The sequence below is a fragment of the Niastella yeongjuensis genome, assembly GCF_900110245.1.
Classification (GTDB): Bacteria; Bacteroidota; Bacteroidia; order Chitinophagales; family Chitinophagaceae; genus Niastella; species Niastella yeongjuensis.
The window spans coordinates 863,058-882,960 of sequence record NZ_FOCZ01000002.1 but is presented as its reverse complement, the minus strand read 5'-3'; the positions used below and the strand labels follow the sequence as shown (position 1 = coordinate 882,960).

Annotated in this window: 21 protein-coding genes; 9 read left to right on the top strand and 12 right to left on the bottom strand. The window is 44.7% G+C overall.

All coding sequences use genetic code 11. The annotated features are described in order from the left end of the window. Positions 1-119 precede the first annotated feature (119 nt). Positions 120-1,220, bottom strand: coding sequence for a hypothetical protein (locus BMX95_RS08265; RefSeq protein WP_081201729.1), 1,101 nt, complete (start codon positions 1,218-1,220; stop codon positions 120-122). On the opposite strand from BMX95_RS08265, the gene BMX95_RS08260 reads away from it, so the two are divergent. After that, on the top strand, positions 1,176-3,077 hold the full coding sequence (locus BMX95_RS08260) for a S9 family peptidase (RefSeq protein WP_081201727.1): 1,902 nt from the start codon (positions 1,176-1,178) through the stop codon (positions 3,075-3,077). The genes BMX95_RS08265 and BMX95_RS08260 overlap by 45 nt on opposite strands. Before the next feature lie 9 nt (positions 3,078-3,086). Here the strand turns inward: BMX95_RS08260 and BMX95_RS08255 are convergent, their stop codons facing one another. After that, on the bottom strand, positions 3,087-4,919 hold the full coding sequence (locus BMX95_RS08255) for an ABC transporter ATP-binding protein (RefSeq protein ID WP_081201725.1): 1,833 nt from the start codon (positions 4,917-4,919) through the stop codon (positions 3,087-3,089). Positions 4,920-4,973: 54 nt separating this feature from the next. On the opposite strand from BMX95_RS08255, the gene BMX95_RS08250 reads away from it, so the two are divergent. The 3 genes from BMX95_RS08250 (at position 4,974) to BMX95_RS35450 (ending at position 7,099) form a co-directional block, all read left to right on the top strand. Continuing rightward, on the top strand, positions 4,974-5,792 hold the full coding sequence (locus BMX95_RS08250; RefSeq protein WP_081201724.1) for a class I SAM-dependent methyltransferase: 819 nt from the start codon (positions 4,974-4,976) through the stop codon (positions 5,790-5,792). Positions 5,793-5,907: 115 nt separating this feature from the next. Continuing rightward, positions 5,908-6,396 (top strand): ABC transporter permease, encoded by a 489-nt coding sequence (locus BMX95_RS35455; protein WP_242673163.1) that lies wholly within the window; start codon positions 5,908-5,910, stop codon positions 6,394-6,396. A gap of 4 nt (positions 6,397-6,400) precedes the next feature. Next, a complete protein-coding gene (locus BMX95_RS35450) occupies positions 6,401-7,099 on the top strand; it encodes an ABC transporter permease (protein ID WP_242673162.1) in 699 nt (232 codons plus the stop codon). Here the strand turns inward: BMX95_RS35450 and BMX95_RS08240 are convergent. Both BMX95_RS08240 and BMX95_RS08235 read right to left on the bottom strand, forming a co-directional pair. Then, complete coding sequence (locus BMX95_RS08240) at positions 7,085-7,798, bottom strand: polysaccharide deacetylase family protein (RefSeq protein WP_165758980.1); 714 nt, start codon at positions 7,796-7,798, stop codon at positions 7,085-7,087. The two genes, BMX95_RS35450 and BMX95_RS08240, sit on opposite strands and share 15 nt — an antisense overlap. A 73-nt stretch (positions 7,799-7,871) precedes the next feature. Further along, complete coding sequence (locus tag BMX95_RS08235) at positions 7,872-8,198, bottom strand: VOC family protein (RefSeq protein WP_081201720.1); 327 nt, start codon at positions 8,196-8,198, stop codon at positions 7,872-7,874. 109 nt (positions 8,199-8,307) lie between these two features. Here BMX95_RS08235 and BMX95_RS08230 point away from each other — a divergent pair, with 109 nt between their 5' ends. Further along, a complete protein-coding gene (locus BMX95_RS08230; protein WP_081201718.1) occupies positions 8,308-9,273 on the top strand; it encodes a GlxA family transcriptional regulator in 966 nt (321 codons plus the stop codon). A gap of 12 nt (positions 9,274-9,285) precedes the next feature. Here BMX95_RS08230 and BMX95_RS35655 read toward each other — a convergent pair whose 3' ends face one another. The 7 genes from BMX95_RS35655 to BMX95_RS08195 form a co-directional block, all read right to left on the bottom strand. Beyond that, positions 9,286-9,846 (bottom strand): sugar O-acetyltransferase, encoded by a 561-nt coding sequence (locus BMX95_RS35655; RefSeq protein WP_081201716.1) that lies wholly within the window; start codon positions 9,844-9,846, stop codon positions 9,286-9,288. Between the two features lie 88 nt (positions 9,847-9,934). After that, positions 9,935-10,276: a YciI family protein gene (locus BMX95_RS08220; RefSeq protein WP_081201714.1), complete on the bottom strand. Its 342-nt coding sequence runs from the start codon at positions 10,274-10,276 to the stop codon at positions 9,935-9,937. A 32-nt stretch (positions 10,277-10,308) separates the two neighbouring features. Next, entirely contained in the window at positions 10,309-11,085 is a 777-nt protein-coding gene (locus BMX95_RS08215) for an alpha/beta fold hydrolase (protein ID WP_081201712.1), read from the bottom strand. Between the two features lie 12 nt (positions 11,086-11,097). Further along, the gene (locus BMX95_RS08210) at positions 11,098-12,051 is read right to left on the bottom strand and encodes a hypothetical protein (RefSeq protein WP_081201710.1); all 954 of its coding nucleotides are present in this window, start codon (positions 12,049-12,051) and stop codon (positions 11,098-11,100) included. A gap of 48 nt (positions 12,052-12,099) precedes the next feature. After that, positions 12,100-12,303, bottom strand: coding sequence for a hypothetical protein (locus BMX95_RS08205; protein ID WP_133053963.1), 204 nt, complete (start codon positions 12,301-12,303; stop codon positions 12,100-12,102). Positions 12,304-12,359: 56 nt separating this feature from the next. Next, a complete protein-coding gene (locus BMX95_RS08200) occupies positions 12,360-13,115 on the bottom strand; it encodes an SDR family oxidoreductase (protein ID WP_081201706.1) in 756 nt (251 codons plus the stop codon). Positions 13,116-13,297: 182 nt separating this feature from the next. Beyond that, positions 13,298-15,928, bottom strand: a complete 2,631-nt coding sequence (locus BMX95_RS08195; protein WP_081201704.1) for a sigma-54-dependent Fis family transcriptional regulator — start codon at positions 15,926-15,928, stop codon at positions 13,298-13,300. Positions 15,929-16,180: 252 nt separating this feature from the next. On the opposite strand from BMX95_RS08195, the gene BMX95_RS08190 reads away from it, so the two are divergent. The 4 genes from BMX95_RS08190 to BMX95_RS08175 all read left to right on the top strand — a co-directional run bounded on the left by BMX95_RS08190 (position 16,181) and on the right by BMX95_RS08175 (position 19,583). Next, on the top strand, positions 16,181-17,347 hold the full coding sequence (locus BMX95_RS08190) for an alginate lyase family protein (RefSeq protein ID WP_081201702.1): 1,167 nt from the start codon (positions 16,181-16,183) through the stop codon (positions 17,345-17,347). A 278-nt stretch (positions 17,348-17,625) separates the two neighbouring features. Next, the gene (locus BMX95_RS08185) at positions 17,626-18,243 is read left to right on the top strand and encodes a hypothetical protein (protein ID WP_081201698.1); all 618 of its coding nucleotides are present in this window, start codon (positions 17,626-17,628) and stop codon (positions 18,241-18,243) included. 124 nt (positions 18,244-18,367) lie between these two features. After that, on the top strand, positions 18,368-18,814 hold the full coding sequence (locus BMX95_RS08180; protein ID WP_081201696.1) for an AAA family ATPase: 447 nt from the start codon (positions 18,368-18,370) through the stop codon (positions 18,812-18,814). After that, positions 18,804-19,583, top strand: coding sequence for a tRNA(His) guanylyltransferase Thg1 family protein (locus tag BMX95_RS08175; protein WP_081201694.1), 780 nt, complete (start codon positions 18,804-18,806; stop codon positions 19,581-19,583). Before BMX95_RS08180 ends, BMX95_RS08175 begins: the two co-directional genes overlap by 11 nt. Positions 19,584-19,604: 21 nt before the next feature. Here the strand turns inward: BMX95_RS08175 and BMX95_RS34455 are convergent, their stop codons facing one another. Then, a complete protein-coding gene (locus BMX95_RS34455; protein WP_133053962.1) occupies positions 19,605-19,865 on the bottom strand; it encodes a DUF3471 domain-containing protein in 261 nt (86 codons plus the stop codon). Positions 19,866-19,903: the final 38 nt, after the last annotated feature.

The window sequence follows — 19,903 nt, the reverse complement described above, 5'->3', positions numbered from 1 at the left end:
CTTAAGTATGTTATTGTTGAAAAACTCAATTTGAGGTCTAAAATAAATAAGGTAAGAAGTAAGAAACAGGGGTACGAAGCTCGCGTACTTCTTACTTCTTACTTCTTACCACCTATCTCTTACCAGTGACAAGTGGCTAACCTCGCCAGCAACAGCACAACAAATATTATTAATTTAATAATTGCCCAGGGGCTGCTTTCCGCCGACTGCGGTGCTGAAGCGCCAGTCTCCATCGGAGCAAGGATGGCCTCCAGTTCTTCCCGCTTTTTACGAATCTGCTCCTTCATATCCTCGGAAGCTGCCAGCAATTGGCCGTTTTCCAGCCAGTTACTAACATAGTTCCCGGTTTGTTTATTCCTGTTAAAAGTGTATACGCAGGCTTGTAGAATTGTAAAGGCATATTTATCCTTTACCGGGGCAAACCGGACATTCGGAAGCAATTGCACCAGTCGGATATAACGGAATTCCATCAGGTCTTTTACCTTGATGAGCATTTTACTGCCGGGCGTTTTATAGTATTCTTCGATAGAAGAAACACTGCCCATGACTATACGTGTTACCACCTCCCACGACTTTTCAGTATCACCAGGGGTCATCAGCAAATTGTTCTTCATGAGGGAGGTCAGCCCATCTTCATCGGGGTCAAGAAAGCAGGCATTCATATAAGTACTGAAGGCATGGCTGAAATATGGACTGATCCAGTTAATAAACTGCTCATTTGTATACAGGGGATTGTTCTTAAACAGTTCTTTCCGTCCAATATGAGCGGTTTCCAGGAAAAGCTTCAAAATCGGATCTTCCGCAATCACAGCATGATAGTTCAGGGAATCCTCTTTCAGCAGGTCCTCATAATATTGAATGATGTCATTTTTGTTAAATGACCGGCCGTTCATTTCGATCGTAGTTTCCCCGCTGAGTTCCAGCTCGGCAAAGAGTTTTTTTCTTTCTAATTGAATGGCTTTCTTATCAAGTGGGGTAATCAGGGCGTCTCCGGATAACGAGCTTGGTGATAAATATTGCATCAGGGTAGATTGTGGTTCAACCGGCGAAAAATACACAATATTCCCAATAGATGCAAATACCCCCATCTGGGATATATAATCGAAAACAGGTATTTGAAAAGGCTCGCCCGCTTCCAAAAAGAAATTGTAAATTATGGTACTAAAACTAAAACCATGAGGCCAGTCCTGACTGCTTTTGTCCTGATCTGCTTTTCGCATCTCAGTTATTCCCAAACAGCTGTTAAACAATACACCATTGAACAATTTTATAAAACGATTGCATTTGGTGGCGGCAATTTTAATAAACCCGAAACTAAAATCCTCGTTCATGACAACAGCTCCGGCATTTTCAATGTATACGAGATAGACCTGGCTACCAGGGAAAAGAAACAATTGACCACCTCTGCGAAGGAATCTTATATCTCCATTGATTATATCCCCGGTACCAACGACTTTTTGTATTCAGCCGACAAAGGCGGCAATGAGAATTCGCACATCTATTTACAAAAAGCCGATGGCGACGTAACCGACCTAACGCCGGGCGTTAAGGAGAAAGCTGATTTTTATTCCTGGAACCATCCTAAAACGGCCTTCTATTATACCAGCAATGTTCGCGATCCCCGCTTTTTTGATCTTTATAAAATGAGCCCAACCGACTGGAAGCCGGTACTGATCTATCAAAATGAAAAGGGATTGGATGTAGCCAGCATTTCACCTGATGAGAACTGGCTTGTGCTGACAAAAAGCATTACCACCGATAAAAATGAAATGTACCTGCTTAACCGAAAAACCAGTGATTTGAAGAAGCTGTCTGCCGAAACAGACGCCACTTATTCACCGCAAAGTTTTGAACTGAACAACAGCGCTTTTTATTATACCACTAACGAAGGCAGTGAATTCACCTACCTGGCGAAATACGATCTTGCCACCCGCAAACAACAAAAGATCTACAGTGACAAATGGGATGTTATGTATATGTACATCAGCGAGAACGGCAAATACCGCGTAATTGGGGTTAATGAAGATGGCCGGAATAAAATACTGATGTACGACCACAAAAGCGGCAAACAGCTGGCATTCCCCACCATCAAAGATGGTTATGTACAAGGTGTAAGCATTTCCTCCACGGAAAAAAACATGATCGTGTACGTGGTAAGCGACCGGTCGCCGGTAAATTTGTATTCCTTCAATTTCGCCTCTAAAAATCTCGACAAACTAACCAACTCATTAAATCCGGAAATAGATCCCAATGACCTGGTGGATGCAGAAGTGGTACGTTTTAAATCATTCGACGGATTACAAATCCCGGCCATATTCTACAAGCCAAAGAATGCGGCTGCGGGCAATAAAGTGCCGGCCCTGGTATGGGTGCATGGCGGTCCCGGCGGACAAAGCACTGCCGGCTATTCACAATCCATTCAATATTTCGTGAACCATGGCTACGCCATTCTCGCCGTAAACAACAGGGGCAGCAGCGGCTATGGCAAAACGTATTATAAAATGGACAACCGCAATCACGGAGATAAAGACCTGAAAGATTGCGTGTGGGGAAAGAAGTGGTTAGCGGAACAGGCTTATATTAACCCCTCGCTGATTGGCATCTATGGGGGCAGTTACGGTGGTTTTATGTCGCTGGCCGGTATCATTCAATACCCGGCTGAATTCAAGGTAGGGGTTGATCTGTTTGGCGTAACCAACTGGTTAAGGACCCTGCAAAGCATTCCTGCCTATTGGGAAAGCTTTCGCAAAGCACTGTACGAAGAAATGGGCGACCCCGGCACCGATTCGGTACGCCTGCGTTCCATTTCCCCGTTGTTCAATACAGACAAAATAAAAACACCCCTGCTGGTATTACAAGGCTCCAATGATCCCCGGGTATTGCAGGTAGAAAGTGATGAAATTGTAGCCGGGGCCAAAAAGAACGGCACCCCGGTAGAATATGTGCTGTTCCCGGACGAAGGTCATGGCTTTAGAAAAAAGGAAAATCAAATGAAGGCAGCCAAAGTAACCCTGCTGTTTTTGAATAAATACCTCAGCGAGGGCGGTGATTCGGCAGACAGCAAGAAAAGTTTTTAGTCTGCTAAACTATTGATAGCCCTTCGCCTGCAGGTAAAATAATTCCGCATAGCGGCCATTTTTTTGTAACAGCTCCTGGTGCGTTCCTATTTCCAGGAGCTCTCCTTTATCCAGCACCAGTATTCTATCGGCCATGCGCACCGTGGAGAATTTATGCGAGATCAGCACAGCCGTTTTGCCCTTGGTCAATTCAGAGAAACGCTGAAACACTTCATATTCAGCCCGGGCATCCAATGCTGCAGTTGGTTCATCCAGTATCAATAATTGCGCATCCTTCATATATGCTCTTGCCAGTGCGATCTTTTGCCATTCGCCGCCTGACAATTCCACGCCCTGGTTAAAACGTTTGCCCAACGGTTGTTCATACCCGCCCGGGAGTTTTTGCACCAACAGATCGGCCAGGCTTTTTTTGGCCGATTGTACAATCAACCCCGTATTCCCTTTTTCTTCAATATTACCGACGGCAATGTTTTGCGAAACCGTCATCTGATACCGGATATAATCCTGGAAGATAACGCCTACGTTATAGCGCAGATCCGTTAAATCGTATTCCCGCAGGTCATGTCCATCCAATAAGATCCGGCCTTCAGTAGGATCATACAGCCGGGCCAGCAATTTCACCAGCGTTGTTTTTCCGGCGCCGTTCTCCCCTACCAGGGCCAGTTTTTCACCGGCCGCCAAAGAAAAGTTCAGGTGCCTGTTGGCCCAGTTTTCCGAGTTCGCATATTTAAACCCAACGTTCTCAAAAACAAAACCTTGTTTTATTGGATTGGGAAAAGACAGTGATTTGCCAATAGGAATGATCTTCGGCTGGATATGAAAGAATTCAAAAAAGTCTTTTAAGTAAATGGCGCCTTGCGACACAGCAGTAAAGCGGGTTAAAATACCCTCCAGCAAACTTCTTAACTGTCTGAAAGAACCAGCCAGGAAAGTAAGATCGCCAATGGAGATGCTTCCCTGCACGGCTTTGTAAACAATAAAAACATACGCGCCATAATAACCGACGGTACCAAAAAGTGAAAAAGCAGCGCCCCATACCGACCGTTTGATGGCCAGTTGTTTGTTATCCTTGTAAAACTTATCTGATAATTGTTTGAACCGGTCAACCAAAAACCCCGACAGATCAAATAGTTTTACTTCCTTGGCCGTTTCATCACTGGCGCCAATGTAGCGCATATAATCCAGCTCCCTGCGTTCGGGTGTTTGTCTTCGGCTGAGGGAATACGTTTTATCATTAAAGTGCGCCTCCCCCAGGAAGGCGGGCAATACGGCAATAATAAGGATCAGGATGAGCCAGGGATTAAACACCACCAGCCCCGCCGCCAGGAATGTTACCGTAATAAGGTCCTGCACCTGGCTTAATACCTGGGAAAGCAATACCGTTCTGCCCACTGTTTGCTGCCGTGCCCTTTCGAGTTTATCGTAAAAAGTAGAATCTTCAAACTGCTCCAGGTCTAACGTGGCCGCATGCTGCATAATTTTGATAGAGGTGTAATTGGCGAACCGGTCACCCAGCAAACTATCAATTAAAGCAGTGGCGCGCCCTAATACATCAGACCCTACCGCCAGTATCAATTCAATAACTACCAGCTCCCACAAATAAGCATGGGAATCGGCAGGCCCCTGTGTTGGGTGCGCTACCTGGTCAATGATCAGTTTTCCAACATATAAGATAGCAACAGGAATGGCCGAACGAACAATGCGAATAAGCGCCGTGGCAACTGTTAACGCAGGGCTTGTTTGCCACACCAGTTTAAAAAACTGGGGCAGGTTATTTAATGCATTGAATCGGTCCTTCAACGTTACTTCCTCTATTACTGTTCCCTTTCTTTCCAAAATCATTTATATTTAGATGCAAAATACGACACTATAACTTTATCTCTAATACAACAAACCATGAACCATTCTGTTTCAAAAGATCGCGCAGCCATGCCCACGGGTACCAATGCTGTACTTGACAAACGATCGCTGGCCAATTCAAATGCCAACCTGCTGACGGTATTAGCCCCCGGACAATCTGTTCTGGACGTAGGTTGTGGGTCCGGTGCCATTACACATGGCATTGCTGACCTTGCTGGCCCTGATGGATTTGTGGTCGGCGTCGACCGTAGTTGGGACCTTATTCAGCAGGCAAAAAACACGTATGCCACCGGAGAAAATCTGCACTTCATTACCGGCGATATCCTGGATTATAGCCCGCCCATGTGGTATGATGTAGTCACCACCGCCCGCACCTTACAATGGGTGGCCAACCCGCAGGACCTTATCCAGAAAATGAAAACACTTGTAAAGCGCAATGGTTTAGTGTGTGTGCTGGATTATGACCACACAGCCATTACCTGGGACCCACAGCTACCGGCCAGCATGCAATTATTTTATGAACAATTCCTGAAATGGCGCAGCGATGCCGGTATGGACAACCAGATTGCTATCCATACCCCCGACCTGATGCAGGCATGCGGTCTGGAGATCTGTTATAATGCCGATCATTCCGAATTTCACCAGCACACCGAACCAGGCTTTTTACAACATGTTAGCATCTGGACGGTAGTGGCAGAAACCCGCGGCAAACAAATGGTAACAGATGGGTATGTATCGGAAGCGCAACGCGCACAGGCGGCCGCCGAATATGCCCAATGGTGCGAAACAACAGGCCAAAGTATGCGCCTGGAACTAAGGGCCATCCATGGCCGCCGTACAGTGACTGTATCATAACCGAACAACCAAAAAGGAATGATATGTTTACTATTTTGACTTTCAACAGGTTTAGGAATGGCATATTATTTATTCCTAATACAGCACCTACATTCACCATGAAAGCCAAATTTGCATGATCAGCAATTTCATTCTTACAGCCGCCAGGAACATTCGCCGAAACCTGAGTTATACGTTATTAAATGTACTGGGGTTGACCCTGGGAATTGGCGCCTGCATTATTATTTTCCTGGTAGTACGTAATGAGCTGAGTTATGATCAGTATCACCATAAGGCCAGCCGCACGTACCGGGTTACGCTGAATGGTCTTGATTATAACCCAACGGTATCGATGGGGGTCGCCCCTCATCTTCGTAATGATTTTCCGGAGCTGGAAGCGGTTACCCAGGTATGGTTTCAAACAGACGGGCTGGTGAAAGTGGGCGAACAGCGATACAATGAAAAGCAATATTGTTATGCAGACGAATACTATACGAAGGTATTCGACAATCAGTGGTTACAGGGCAGCCGGACTACCGCTTTGTCAGCACCCAATTCAGTAGTACTTACCAAAAGCCTGGCGAAAAGATGCTACCGATACCCTGAACCATGTAGTAGTAAATGAAACGTTGATCCACAAACTTGGCATACAACAGCCCAATGACGCATTAGGCGTTCGATTCAGAGGCAACGGTGGTATACTCACCATTTCTGGCGTGGTGAAAGACTTTCAAAGCGAATCAAAACACAAGGCCAGAAGACCGGTTATCATCAATTATAACATAAAGCGTTTCTTCAGGGTAAGTGTGGCGTTGAAAGCAGGCAGCATTGTACAAACCATGAGTGGCATTGAAAAAACCTGGAACGCGCTTTTTCCCGATAACATGTACTCCTACGAATTTCTGGACGACCGGGTCGCCAGCTTTTATAAACAGGAACAGAAGTTATATACGGCCTTTCGCTTTTTTGTAGGCATTGCCATTCTGATCGGTTGCCTGGGTTTGTACGGACTGATCACGTTTGCGGCTATTCAGCGCACCAGGGAAGTGGGTATCCGAAAAGTATTGGGAGCCTCGCTACCCAACATTGTGTACTTGTTCTCAAAAGAGTTTATCGCACTGATCGGCATTGCTTTTTTAATAGCTGCTCCCCTGGCCTGGTATGCCATGAACAACTGGCTGCAGAATTTTGCCTATCATATTCAGATCAGCGCCGGCATTTTTGTAATAGCCATCTTTGCCTCGATAGTGATCGCTGCATTGACCATCGCGTCTCAAACCATTAAAGCGGCCCTGGCCAGTCCGGTGAAGGCACTAAGGAGTGAGTAAATCCCGCATGGCGATTACCCGGTAATGATGATCGTGCAAATATTTCATGTATTCTTTAAATGTATCGGGGTCGGTACTTACCCAGGGATGCGGGGTATCGGGCACACCATGAAAACAGAACACTACTACCTGACCTTCCTTTGCATCCTGTAATGCTTTATAAAAAAGATCTTTGTTGGCTTTGCTGATGGTATAGCTGGGTATATAAAAGGGATCGTCCTTTTTAGGATCATATGGCCGGTCGTTCCCGGTGCGGGCATTTGTATATCCTCTTTGTTTCAGTACACGTACGGCCAGTGTATCCGTTACATAGGCTGGATAACAAAAACTCGTCATTTTAGGGATCTTTAATGAATCACCTTTCTGTTCAATATAAGCCAGTTCTTTTACCAATTCCTGTTCCTTCAGTTTAGGCACATGCTTATGGTGCCAGGTATGGTTACCAATTTCAAAACCCATTTTATTTAGCACGCCTACTTGCCGCCAGTTAAGACTGATGGTACTGTCGGGATAAACGCCTGGGAACTCGCACACATAAAATGTCGCGCTGAAACCGTACTGTTTCAGGATCGGCGCTACAAAACTATAATGGCTTTGCGGCGCATCGTCAAAGGTCAATACCACTGTTTTAGGGTTCGCCTGGGAAAACAATTCGATTGGCAATAACAACAACGGGAGCAGGAAGGATTTTATAGCCATGGCGTCAGCAATGTTTATAGATCCTTCTAAAGTAATTACTTTACCACAAACAGCTTTCCTGTACAGTCTGCCATCATTTTTGATGAAGACATAAGCCGTTCCCATCCTGGTCCTTTACCCAGGCAAACCTGCCGTAAGGCTGGTCATCGATTTTTCCAAACTCAATGCCTTTGGCCTTATACTCCTGCACATCTTTTTCAATATCCGGTGTTTCCACAATAATGCCATGAAAATGCATCAGCGCTATAGTAGCACCATCATCAGGCAGGCTCATTTGTAACCAGCTATGTCCATGGTCGGCCGGGGCTTCCACTATCACCTTAAAACCCAGTTTCATATAAAATTCTTTTGCTTTTTGCTGATCCGATACCGGAATAATAATGATCTCAATTGCTTTCATATTTGTGTTATTTGATTGTAAAACTACCCGTTATGCAACAGACCCAGGCAGGGCAAATGCGACAATCTACCCTGTTGATCGCGACAACGTTACTGCTTACATTTGTACAATGAAACACATTTCAATTTTGGTATTGGAGGATGCTACCATGTCGTGCATCGACAGCAGTTACCAGATTCTAACCCGCATAAACGATTTCCTGAAATACCAGGGGAAAGAACCATTTTATACAGTTGAAATGGCAGGCCTGAAAACAGATTCTGTTTTAAACAACGGCCTATACAGTATTCACACAAACAAAACCATTGCCGATATAAGCCATACAGACGTCGTTGTTATACCTTTACTATGTGGCGATTTCTCCAAAACATTATTAAAAAACAAACCGTACTGTAACTGGCTTATATCCCAATATCAAAACGGTGCAGAGATAGTAAGCCTCTGTGTAGGTTCATTCTTTCTGGCATCAACTGGTTTACTGGCCGGTAAAAAATGTGCCATTCACTGGGCTGCTAAAAATGAATTCATGACGATGTTCCCGGATATTCAGGTCATAGATGACAGCATTATTACCGACGAAAACAGAATATATACATGTGGGGGCGGATATTCCTACCTTAATTTGCTCCTGTATGTAATAGAAAAACACCTGGGCAGGGAAATGTCTGTCCTGGCCTCCAAGATGTTTGAAATTGATATTGAAAGAAAAAACCAGCACCCCTTCATCATCTTCGTTGGCCAAAAGAAACATGGCGATCAGTATGTATTGCAGGCACAGGAATATATTGAAAGGAATCCGGCAGCATTATATACTATTGACGAACTCTGTACAAAACTGGCTGTAGGTAAAAGAACATTCGAAAGGAAATTTAAGAAATGTACGGGCAACTCTATCGCTGAATATATTCAACGGGTTAAAGTTGAGTATGCCAAAAAACAACTGGAATCAAGCGACAAACATATCAACGAAATAATATACGAAGTGGGTTATAATGATGTGGATGCATTTAGAAAAGTTTTTAAAAAACATACCGATCTCTCTCCTGTAGACTACAAGAAAAAGTTCAGGGTGTAAAAACGTGCTTTATTACTGTGCCAGGGCTCGCAACACCCGGCATGGATTTCCTGCGGCAAACACATCTGCGGGAATGTTCTTTGTTACCACACTGCCCGCCCCGATAACACTACGATCCCCGATTGTTACCCCGGGACAAATCACCACGCTTCCGCCTATCCATACATCTTCACCAATGGTAATGGGTTTGGCATATTCCAGTCCGGCAGCTCTTTCTTTATGGTCCATGGGGTGCGTGGCGGTATATATCTGCACATTAGGTCCAAACAAAGTACGGCTTCCAATGGTAACGAGTGTTACATCTAACACCACGCAATTAAAGTTAAAGAAAACTCTTTCTCCCATTTTGATATTGTAACCATAATCGCAATAAAATGGCGGCTGCAACCAAAGCCCCTCACCAGCATTTGGAATAAGCTGTTTTAATATCCGGCTGCGTTCATCTGTCTGGTCTTCTCTGGAGTCGTTCAACTCTTTAATAAGCAATCTGGTTTTCAGTCTTTCCGCAGAAAGCTGTGAGTCCAGCGGATCATATAGCTCGCCGGCAATCATTTTATCTTTTTCTGTTCTCATGGTGTTTGAGCGGAAAAAATCGTGCCCGTAATGTAACCAAAAAAGCCCCCGTTACCGTCGGGGGCCATGTCTATCTATCAAACCAATGCTAGGCTACAATAGCCTGGCGAACTTCTACAACAGCACCATATTTAATGATGGGGCATTCTTTGGCAATGGCCACTGCCTCCTCATAATCCTTTGCTTTTATCAGGAACAAACCGCCAACAGAGCTTTTCTTTTCAGCATATGGCCCTTCCTCGATATTGGTAGCGGTGATCACTTTGCCGCGCAGGTCCCATCTTTTGGGCGCCACCACCAGCCGGTTGCTGGATGCTATGCCGGCAATCCAATCCTGGTACGGTTTAAACGCTTCTTTCATTTGCTCGGGTGTTGGCACAGGCTTTTTGCTGGTAAGATCCCTATGGATCACGATTAAAAATTCCTGCATGTTATTTTTGATTTTGATTTTGTTGCACTCGTTTATAGGGAACCGGCAGCTTTTATAATGAATGCAGATACTTTATCTGGCTGCGACAACATAGGAACATGACTTGATTGCAGTTCAATGGTTGTTGCCTTGATCATTTTTGCTTCAGCCCGTTCCAGTGCCGGTGGCACTGTTTGATCGTTGGCGCCTACAATAACCCAGGAGGGTTTGTTTTTCCAGGCTGCCGTTGATATTTTATCGGTAGTACCTTTTGCTGCCCAGGGTACCTGTGTGGCATAAATAATATCTCTTTCCCCTACTGGCAGGTCCTGCGCAAAATAATTGTGAATACCTTTATTCGATAAGGTTAAAAAGCCAAAAGAATCCAGTTGAAACTCAGCACTGGCGGGTGCCGGTGGAACCGGTTTGGTAACATCCACTACCGATTGGCCATCATCGGGTACCAGCGCACAGATATAAAGTAACCCGGCCACCTTGGGGTCATTGCCTGCCTCGGTGATCACCATGCCGCCATAAGAATGTGCAGCCAGCAGCACCGGCCCATCCATGGAGGCAAGTACCCGTTTGGTAGCAGCCACATCATCTGCCAATGACGTGAGCGGGTTTTGTACAGAAATAACATTATATCCCTTAGCCTTCAACAGCGGAATAACCTTTGCCCAGCTTGACCCATCGGCAAATGCACCATGCACCAGCACTATGTTTTTTACGCCGGCTTTAGTAGCCGTTTGTGATTGTACAGGAAGTGAAAACAAAAAGATAACTGCTGCCAGCATCATGGCAGGCATGATTCGATTAAAAGTGAACATAAATAGTGTTTTTTAGATGTTTGAAATGGTCGACGCCCAATCGTTTATATAGGTTAACAGGGAACGGGAGGTGGGTATGGATGCATTTGCGCGGCAGGCACCTGAAACGGCCAGGCCCAGCACAATTGCGTGCGGAATGGTAAGATGAAGCAACAATCCCAACCGATATCCTGCCAGGAAAAATTCCCGGTTATGCGGGGACGTCTGATTATTATTCACTGGGCCGCCGGGAAAGTCGGAATGTCCTTCTTTTGAAAACAGCATAACGCCGTTGTTGTAAAGTATTAACAGGCTGTCAATACGCATGGTACTGAACTGAAGCATGTATTTTTCTTTTGCTGAAGGCTCGTAGTTGATGCCACACAACAAATCCCATAGTTTATCGGATTCCTGTTCATCCTGCACCAGGCTAACTCTGCCATGCTTATTATACTGACCAATGATATCAAGCACCTCATCAACTTCAAATACCGTGTGCCCGGTAACATCGCCTAACTGAAACACATATTCAATGGTCCGTTTATCAACTCCTTTTTTTATCACATCAGCAAAAAGGCCATCCCAAAAGCCAGCTGCATCCTTCACGCTCACATAATCAGCAAACTGAATTACGCAACAGTCGCCGAGGTACTTTGTAAGCTCCTCTATACTGGTATCTTTTCTCATGTGACCCCATTTGTAGGGATCCGCGTCCGTGGTTATAGTCCATTGACCCTGGGACGCCGTTTTACTGCGGTGAATATTTGAGATAATATGTCGTATTCCAAGCATTTCCCAGAAAGTGGATGGGAAATAACTTACCATAGGCTGCGCCACCGTTTCACCGGTTTCCCGCAGGGGGTTGAAAATCTCATGCTCCCCATGCTGTTGCAGGTACCGGTCAACCGGTTCGTGGTTTTGCCCAATGATATCAGCCAGTTTCGCTAATAACAAAGCGGTATCCGGCGTATGGTTTAATACGTTCATATGTAACAATTGATCTACGATTGATTATTGGATCTGCTTTTCTAAACCTTACAACAATTGTTCAGGGCTTCCAGTCGCAATGCTTACTTCGGTTTGCATCAGCGGCAATTCGTCTTCAAAACGCAAGGCGTCGTCCATAAACTCGGCACCTTCCATGGTATCATGTGCAGGCGCGTGTAGTCTAACAAGAGTAGGCTCCTGGTTTTTGGACCGTAAATTCAGTTTAAACGGATGTAAATAATCAAAAAGCATGGCGTTGGATTTAACAATGAATAATGATGTTTCAACGGTTGGCAGACAAATACCTTTTAGGCATTGGCCGCTTGTGATGCCATCCATTTTTCAAAAGAAGTTTCTCCCAGTGATGCTTTTCCAGCGGGTACCAGGTCACTTTCACCAATTTCGCCGCCATAGTAGTGGTTATCGTTATTGGGAACTACTTTGCGTGGATCATTTGTTGCTTTCAGGTAGCGTTCAACTATTTCGTACATATGCATACGTTCGGGTCCGGCAATTTCCATAGTGCCATTAAGCGGTTCAGCCACAGCAGCTTTGGCTACCAATAAGGCTACATCATCTGCTGCAATAGGTTGGAATTGTAAAGAACTCAGGTGTACTTCGTTATCTTTTGTAGCCTGGTTAGCAATACCGGGCAGGAACTCGAGGAACTGAGTGCTTCTGATAATAGTATAGGGCACTGTAGATTTTTTGATCTCTCCTTCCTGTGCCATTTTACCCCGCATATAACCAACATTCTTCATTAGGTCAACGCCCACAATAGAAAGACAAAGATGATGTTTTACGCCGGCATTTACTTCTGCTGCCAGCAAATTATGACCGGCTGTTGTAAAGAAATCCAACACAGCCTTATCTTCCCAGGAAGGTGCATTGGCCAGGTCTACCACTACATCGGTATCCTTCATCGCTTCTGCCAATCCCTCGCCGGTAATAGTGTTCACACCGGTGATGGGAGAGGCGGCAATTGCCTGGTGTCCCCATTGACGAAGATTTGCTACTACTTTGGTTCCTATAAGACCAGTGCCCCCGATTACTACGATTTTCATAATTCGATTTTTTAATTGTTTTGGATGCCTATATAGATTCCAACAACATGCCAATCAATTAATCGAATGAATATCAACATTGTAAACAGTAGTCGCACTTTAATTTTTCACTGTATTTAGTGAAAACACGAGTCTTTACACTATATGTAGTGAATTTTCAGAGGGGGAGATTTAAGACTTTGTCAGGAAAAATAATCAGCCTTGGTAATGCCCAGTTTTTTCATCTTTGAGTGTAAGGTGTTGCCGGGAACGTCCAGAATTTCTGCCGCGCCTCCCGGGCCGGAGATCTTTCCGGCGCATCGTTTCAACACTTCAACGATATAACCTCGCTCTACTTCTTCCAGCGTACGGTTTAAAATAAAGGAAAGGTCCTGTTTATCTGAAGTTGACTGTTTCGGAATATATACATCCTGCAACACCTCATCGGTGGCCAACAGCACGCTGCGTTCAATAAGGTGCTCCAGTTCGCGCACATTACCCGGCCAGGTATAGCTGCGTAATTGTTGTATTACTTTGGGCGATACCTTCCTGATCTTACGGCCGGTGTTCTTGGCAAATTTGGCAACAAAGAAATGGATCAATGGCTCAATATCTTCGGCACGGTCACGCAAAGGCGGCAGGTTAATGGGAAATACATTCAACCGGAAATACAGGTCGGCGCGAAAACGGCCTGCCTTTACTTCTTCTTCCAGGTTGCGATTGGTAGCTGCTATCAACCTTACATCTACCTTGATGGTTTGTTTGCCACCCAATCGCTCCACCTCACGTTCCTGTATCACGCGCAATAATTTCGATTGGGCTTCCAGCGGCAGTTCACCAATTTCATCCAGGAACAGGGTACTGTGGTTGGCCAGTTCAAACTTGCCAATGCGCCGGTCGAGCGCACCGGTAAAAGCGCCGCGTTCATGACCAAACAATTCACTTTCAATGAGGTTCGTGGGCAGGGCCGCACAATTCACTTTCACCATCAGTTTATCCTTGCGGGATGATGAGTTGTGCAACGCGCGTGCGATCAGTTCTTTACCGGTGCCGGTTTCCCCAAGTACCAGTACCGTGGTGTTGGTACTGGCCACGATCGACATCAGCCGGTACACCTCCTGCATGGCTTCGCCGGAACCAACGATCTCGGAAAAATTGTAAATGGTTTTTATCTGCTCTTTCAGATAATCGTTCTCAACCTCCAGTTGCTTTTTATAGGCCAGCAATTTTTCATTGGCCTGTATATTGTCAATGGCCACGGAGATCTGCGCACAAATTCCCCGCAACACCAACTGGCTTAACCAGTCGGAATGCAGCCAGATAGTGCCCAGGAGTTTATTACCAGCCCGCAAAGGCAGCGCATACACATATTTCAATCCTGTGGCCGCCCACAATTTCGCGTAAGCACTGCCCCCTTTTAATTCTTCTGCTATATCGAACACCACACCGTCTTTACTGGCCAGCACCTTCGCCGTGTAAGGCTCTTCGATAGTAATTACACTGGCAGCCATTTGTTCATGAGTAACCCCGGCGTTTACAAACAGGGTATTATCGAACATATAGGCAGGCATGCTGACCCCATCGTCTGCAATGAGCCGGATCATAGACAGTTTGGAATGCAGGGCATTATCGAGCACTTTGAAGATGGCAGCTTCCAGGTCGGGCTTGGTTTTCACCTGCGCAATGTCATTACTGAAATCGAGCAGAAAGGCCTGCTCCTGCTGTGTTTTTTCTACCTGCTCATTAGCAACTATATTGGCCATGGCCACCGAGATCTGGAAACAAATGCCCTGTAATAGCTGGATGTTTATCTCTTCAATGCCCAGCCACAAAATACCCAGGTTCGTAATGCCATAATGCAGCCTAATGCCCACCATTGTTCTGTAACCCACTTTTTTCCAGTAATGCAGGTAGGAAGAAGTGATGCCCCGTTGTACTTCCCGCTCTACGCTGAACAACAAAGGAATATAACTTTCCAGCACCCGGTTTTGTAATCCGTCGTATAACGGAAAGCGGGCCGTGGTAACCGCCACCCATTCCGGATCATCAAAATTGGCAATACCGGGGTCATAGATATAAGTGCTCAGGGTTTCCCCATCTTCGTTTATTTTACGAATAACATAACCACGTAACGCGTTCAGCTTGCTCAGTCCCGTATGAACTGCCAGAGCCAGGTCTTCCTTTGTTCTAACTGCGGCAATCTCACTGCTGAATTCGAGCAGGAATGATTTTTCCCTTTCCTTGTTAAGGATCTCTTCATTTTTGATGATGTTGGCAACAGCGCTGGCCAACTGGGGTGTAATTCCTTTAATAGTGTCCCTGAACTCCAGGGAAAAGCCTTCGGTCCGATCGGTATATATATGAATAAACCCCACCGGCTTTTCTTCATTCCGCAGCGTGGTCATCAGTATTTCCCGAACCCCGCGTTCGTAATTCACCTTGAGAAAAGAAGGACTTTGCGGTTTGTCCATAATATCTTCCAGTAAAAAAGAAATAGGTCCATCTGCCGCTAATACCGCCTGAATAAATGGGTCATTCAATGAAAAATGGGCCGCCACCATTTCCCCATACCTGTTATGGTCCCTGATGGGCGAATGTTCATGATCGAGCAGAAAGGGGGTATAGGTTTCGTCTTTGCTTTCAATAAGCGTGACTATAGTATGGGTAAAGTAGAAAAAGCTTTTTATCCGTTTGGAAAAAAGTGTGATCAGGTCGTTTTTTTCACGCACCCGGGCTATGTCATTGCCAAGATCCAATAAAATCTTCCTTTCCTGTTCCAGGGCGGCTTTGGAAGGAACGGGAAGCTCAGTTACCTGACCATTTTCCATTTTCATGAAACTATTTTTTGGGGAGCTGGTTAGTACAGCAAGTTAGGAAAAATACGAACGGATTATGTTACAAAAATAAAGCTTGTATAAATGAGAGAATTATATGTGGCTTTTAAACTGACGTAGTTAAGACGTAGCACATTTCAGGTAGATTTTCCAACGGGTCAATTAAACATTTAAAATGTGGCAGTACTTTTGCACATCCCCCCGCACCTTCTTCAACTAACAAATTCTGTTACATTAAAATTTTTACCCAACATGAGAAAAATCGGGAAAAACCTGTTTGCCGGTATTGCATTACTGGCCTTGTCAACATTGCTGTTAAAGTGTAAGAAGCAGGATGAAAGCGCGCAAGTACAATCCCCATCTGCCCAGGAGGAAACTACGGTTAACATGGCAGCAGCAGCCATTACTACGTTTGTACATCCCAGTATTTTAAACACGCAGGCAAGCCTCGATCAGGTAGGCGCCGAAGTAAATGGCGGCGATCCCGTTCGCCTCGCTGCCTACAACAAGGTACTGGATTATATTAACCAGAACGCCTTACCAACCAAGTTCTTTGCTACTGTAACGGTAGGCTCCAATGGCGCCACTACCGAATCAAAAAGCCAGATCAGAAAAGATGCCATCTTAGCGTATGCGCTGGCATTGCGCTGGGCCAAAACCGGTACCATGACCTATGCCCAGCAGGCTATCGCCATCCTGAATGGTTGGTCATATACCTTTAAAAATTATGCGGTTCTCTCCGGCTCCAATGCGTTGCAACCTTCACTGGAAGCTTCCTGGACAACCCCCAGCTTTGTAGCTGCCGCTGAGATACTGCGTTATTATAAGGCATTCGGCAAAGCTTCCGGCTGGAGCGATGCAGATATCAACCAGTTCAAGGCCTATATTGATCTGGTAAAAAACAGCTATATCGTCAATACGCCGGCCTACAACAACAACTGGAATGCCTCTGCCGGTTATGCCCGGATGTGTATCGGCATTTTCCTGGACAATGCCTCTGTATACCAAAACGGTTACAATATCATTCAGGCCCATTTGCCCATCATCATCAAAGCCGATGGCACCATTCCTGAATATTGCGACCGTAATGACTGCGTTCACTATCAGTACTCTTTGACTGCTTTTGCTTACGCTGCAGAACTGGCAAGAATTCAGGGTGACAACTCTTTGTTCACGTACAATTCTAACCTGTTAAGCAAAGGATACGATTATATGCGCAAGGCGTATAACAGAGAAACCGGTTGCAACACCTGCTCTACCAGCAGCCCGGTATTCCCTGGTACCGAAGTAGCTTATAATTATTATAAAACTGCTAACCTGAAAAGCTTACGGGAATTGCAAGACCCATTGGGATGGCCTAACGACAGAACATTCCTGGGCTTTACTTCCTATACCCACTTTAATGTGGCTGGCCTGTAATTGTTTGAAGTAAAAAGTAGGAAGTAAGAAATAGGAGGTATGAAATTCCCGAACCTCGTACCTCCTGCTTCTTATTTCCTAATTCTTGCTTCCTACCTTGTTAATTACCCCATGACTATCAATAATTTGACGTATACACACCAACGCTATTTGTCCGTTTTCGATACAATCTTCGTACGCTTTTATCACAGGCATACATAAAGCCTGTATTATTTTTCCCCAACCGCTTTTAAGCCCATTGTATTTTTTGCATATTTGTAATAAACACATTCCCCCTTATGCTTAACCAGGTCTTCTCCGTAAGCGGAAACAAAATTGCATCCTTTGTTGCCGATGCAGATTCCTTAAAATTCTCCAGTTCCAATTTTACCAGTGTGGATGAGTTTCTCGCATCCTTTGGTAAAAAGCTGTCTTTAGCTACCAAAGTGGAGATCAAATACGATTCCATTAAATCAATTCAAAAAGAAGACAACGACAAAACCATTGCCATAAAATACAAAGGCATTGGCGGCATCACCAGCAGCTGCGAATTTTCCTTTGCCAACGAAAGCGATTATGAGGTCTTCTTCAACTACCTTGAAAAAGAACGTTATTTCAAAAGAACAGCAGCAACCATGACGCCCATTAAAGCGGTTGGCAATTACCTGCTGGGACTGTTGTTAACCATAGGACTTACCATTTTTGCTTACTATCAGGCTGTTGGCATTGCCAATGGAACACTGGAAGATTCAGGCAATAGAAAAACAAGAGCCTTTAACGCGCTGGTAGGGTTACTGGGCGACAAAGGCGTACTTGCAGTAGGCGCGTTGATCGCTTGTTATTTGATTTACAAGATCTGGACTAGATTCAAAAACCCGCCTAATCAAACGAAGTTCATTGCGCCGAATGGGTATTAGAACCCACTAATCTTAATAAAGAATAAGTATTAAAAGGGTCGTTCACAATGGAACAGCCCTTTTTTTATAGCCAGGTTTATAGAAAAATTGTATTTTACCTGCCCTTCTAATATATGATACTCGAATGGAAACAATAATATTTTGCGGGATCCAGGCTACCGGGAAGACTACTTTTTTTAAGGAGAAGTTCTTTAAAACCCATATTCGCATTTCTCTTGATCAACTTAATACCAGAAATAAAGAACAAAAATTCATTGAAACCTGCCTCCTTACCCAGCAGGCATTTGTAGTAGATAATACCAATCCAACCAGGGAAGCAAGAGCCAGATATATCGCTGTTGCAAAAGAAAACAAGTTTAAGGTAATTGGTTATTACTTTCAATCCAAACTAACTGAGGCGCTTACTAGAAACAGCCAAAGAATGGGAAAAGAGAACATCCCTGAAATAGGGATCAAAGGCACCTTCAGCAAATTGGAAATGCCAGGCTGGGAAGAAGGGTTTGACGAATTGTATTATGTTGAAATAGATAATAACAATTTTATTATAAAAGAATGGACAAATGAAATTTGATGACTTAGACCTTAAAATGCGGGTATACGAAACCTCGCACGACCGCTGTGTTTTGCCCAATATGTATATCGTTGCAAGAATTGACGGCCGCAGTTTTACCAAACTCACCAAAGAGGTGCACAAATTCAACGCCCCTTTTGATGAAAGATTTCGCGACCTGATGGTTGAAACTGTAAAACACCTGATGAATTGTGGTTTCAATGTAATCTATGGCTATACGGAAAGCGACGAAATTTCCCTTTTGTTCAACCATAATGAAACAGCGTTTGGCAGGAAAACCAGAAAGTTTATTTCCATCCTGGCCGGGGAGGCAAGCGCAAAATTCTCTTCCTTACTCGGAGACGTAGGGGCTTTTGATTGCAGGCTTTCAGAACTACCAAATAAACAACTGGTGCAGGACTATTTCAGATGGCGGAATGAAGACGCGCACAGAAATGCCCTGAATGCACATTGTTACTGGCGTCTAAGAAAAGATAATCTTTCCCAGGGCGAAGCAACTTCCAAAATAGAAGGGCTTAGTATTGCAGCCAAGAATGAACTACTATATCAATATGGCATCAACTTTAATGAATTGCCCAACTGGCAAAAAAGAGGGATAGGGGTTTATTGGAAAGACGTTAAAAAGGAAGGGTTCAACCCTAAAACCAACCAAACAGTGTTGGTTGACAAACGTGAATTATATACAGACTTTGAATTGCCCATGCGCGATGATTACAACCAGTTTGTTAAAACCCTGATGGAAAAACATGAAGACCCAATCGTAATATAATTTGAATCCATGGGAAGCGGCTCATTGCCGCTTCCCATGATGTTCACTACTGCCCTGATGCAGTACTGCTTCGTTACAGCTCCCTGTTTCGTTTATTAAAAACTCCAGGCAGGCATCCTTTTCAAGCGCACAGAAATAATTGTCTTTTTCTGCCAGCATTACTGTCTTTGGCTGTCCTACAGGCTGGGCAACCAGTTTACCTTCTTCAACAGTAATATCCATAGAAAAGGTAGGCGTAAACACATAATGGCCCACGTATTTTTTTAGCAGAAGACTATCCACCGGTACATCAATTGGAAGTTTATACGGTTTCCCGTAAA